The organism is Rhizobacter sp. (assembly GCF_031412075.1).
Classification (GTDB): Bacteria; Pseudomonadota; Gammaproteobacteria; order Burkholderiales; family Burkholderiaceae_C; genus Rhizobacter.
The window spans coordinates 1-2,224 of sequence record NZ_JANOCG010000133.1 but is presented as its reverse complement, the minus strand read 5'-3'; the positions used below and the strand labels follow the sequence as shown (position 1 = coordinate 2,224).

At 66.1% G+C, this 2,224-nt stretch carries 2 protein-coding genes and 1 pseudogene; 2 read left to right on the top strand and 1 reads right to left on the bottom strand.

Going from position 1 to position 2,224, the window contains the following annotated elements:
* Positions 1 to 345: oligopeptide/dipeptide ABC transporter ATP-binding protein (locus RMO40_RS04880; protein WP_489660108.1), on the top strand; the 345-nt coding region annotated here is incomplete at its 5' end.
* Positions 342 to 911, top strand: coding sequence for a transcription elongation factor GreB (gene greB, locus RMO40_RS04875; protein ID WP_309717100.1), 570 nt, complete (start codon positions 342 to 344; stop codon positions 909 to 911). The genes RMO40_RS04880 and greB, both read left to right, overlap by 4 nt.
* Here greB and RMO40_RS04870 read toward each other — a convergent pair.
* A pseudogene (locus tag RMO40_RS04870) lies at positions 901 to 2,224 on the bottom strand (RelA/SpoT family protein); the annotation flags it as partial. The gene greB and the pseudogene RMO40_RS04870 sit on opposite strands and share 11 nt — an antisense overlap.

Below are 2,224 nucleotides of genomic sequence, written 5' to 3'. Positions count from 1 at the left end.
GTCGAACACATCGCCGAGCGGGTGATGGTGATGTACCTGGGCCGCGTGGTCGAATTCGCGCCCAAGGCCGCGCTGTTCGCGCAGCCGCTGCACCCCTACACCCGCGCGCTGCTGTCGGCCACGCCCAGCATCGACCCGGCGCGCCGCGCCCACAAGATCCGCATCGTGGGTGAGTTGCCGTCACCGCTCAACCCGCCCTCGGGCTGTGCCTTTCACAAGCGCTGCCCTTATGCGCAGACGCGTTGCAGTGAAGAGGTGCCGCAGCTGCGCATGGTCGACCGGCGCGAAGTGGCATGCCATTACGCCGAAGCGGTCGCTGACGGTGGTGCTATACAGCGGGCATGAACAAGGCCTTCACCAAGGAACCCGAAGGGGACGACGATGACCAGGAAGGGGTCGTTGCTTCTGCCATCCCGCCCGGAACACGCAACTACCTCACCCCCGAGGGTTATAAGCGCCTGCGCGAAGAGCTGATGACCTTGCTCGACGTGGAGCGGCCCAAGATCGTCGAGGTGGTCTCCTGGGCGGCCAAGAACGGCGACCGTTCTGAGAATGGCGACTACCTCTACGGCAAGAAGCGCCTGCGTGAGATCGACCGCCGCATTCGTTTTCTGACCAAGCGCCTCGACATTGCCGAGGTGGCCGACCCCTCGGTCCACCATGGCAGCGATCAGGTGTTTTTCGGGGCCACTGTGACCTACGAAAACTCGCGCGGTGAAGAGCGCACCATCACCATCAAGGGCATCGACGAGGTCGACAACCTGCAGGGCGAGGTGAGCTGGATCTCGCCGATCGCGCGGGCCTTGCTGAAGGCGCGGGTTGGCGATGAGGTGTCGCTGATGACGCCGGGTGGGCTGGAGCGGCTGGAGGTGGTCGATGTGACCTACCCCTCGCCGAGCCCTAAGGCTTGACGCGGACGACGCGCAACACCGCGGGTGCACGGCGCAAGGTGCGCATCACATCGGCCAGGTGCAAACGATCGCGCACGGTGACCAGCAGCCGCAGCTCGGTGGTTTCGGAGGCGGGCTCGTCGTCCATATCGATGTGGGTGATGTCGGCTTCGGCCGAACTCACCGCCGAAGCCACCTGGGCCAGCACACCCTTGCCGTTTTTCAACAGAAGCGTGACGCCGGTTTCGAAGGCGCGGGACGGTTCTTCGGCCCAATCGACGGTGATCCAGCGCTCGCTGTCGCGCTCGAACAGGCGCTTGCCGACGCTGCACTCGGCGGTGTGCACCAGCAGGCCTTCACCGCGGCCGAGGTAGCCCACGATGTCGTCACCCGGAATGGGCCGGCAACAGGGCGCCATCTGCACCGAGGCGCCTTCGGTGCCGTCGATCACCACCAGGCCCTGCGTTGGCGTGGCGTCGTCCTCGGCGGCATAGCGGCCCATGGTGAGCGTGAGGGCGTCGGGCTTGGCGCCGCGCTCCAGCATCAGCTGCGCCAGGCGCTTGGCCACGATGATGGCGATCTTGCGGCCGAGGCCGATGTCGGTGAGCAGGTCGGCGCGGGAGCGGTTGCCGCTCCATTTGGTGAGCGCATGCCAATAGGCAACGGCCGCAGCGTCGTTCGGGTCGCTGTCGGGGAGCGTCAGGCCTTCGGCGCGCAGGGCCTGGGCCAGCAGCTTTTCGCCGAGCTGCTGCGACTCTTCCTGCTCCATGTTCTTGAGGTAATGGCGGATCTTCGAGCGCGCCCGACCGGTGCGCACGAAGTTGAGCCAGCCCGGGTTGGGCCGCGCGCCCGGCGCCGTGACCACCTCGACCACGTCTCCGCTGCGCAGCTCGGTGCGCAAGGCCACCGGGTCGCCATTGACCTTGGCCGCCACACAGTGGTCACCCACGTCGGAGTGGATGGCGTAGGCAAAGTCGACCGGCGTGGCACCGCGGGGAAGCGCCATGATCTTCGACTTGGGCGTGAACACGTAAACCGCGTCGGGGAAGAGGTCGATCTTCACGTGCTCGAGAAACTCGCTCGCATCGCGCGTTTCGTCCTGGATGTCGACCAGCGATTGCAACCACAGCGCGCCCAGGCGCTGCGCGTCCTGCGCCTGGCCTTTGGTGCCCACCTTGTACATCCAGTGCGCTGCAATGCCTTTTTCAGCACCGCGTGCATGGGGTCGGTGCGGATCTGGAACTCCACCGCCGTGCCCAGCGGGCTCACCAGCGTGGTGTGCAACGACTGGTAGCCGTTGGCCTTGGGGATGGCGATGTAATCCTTGAAGCGGC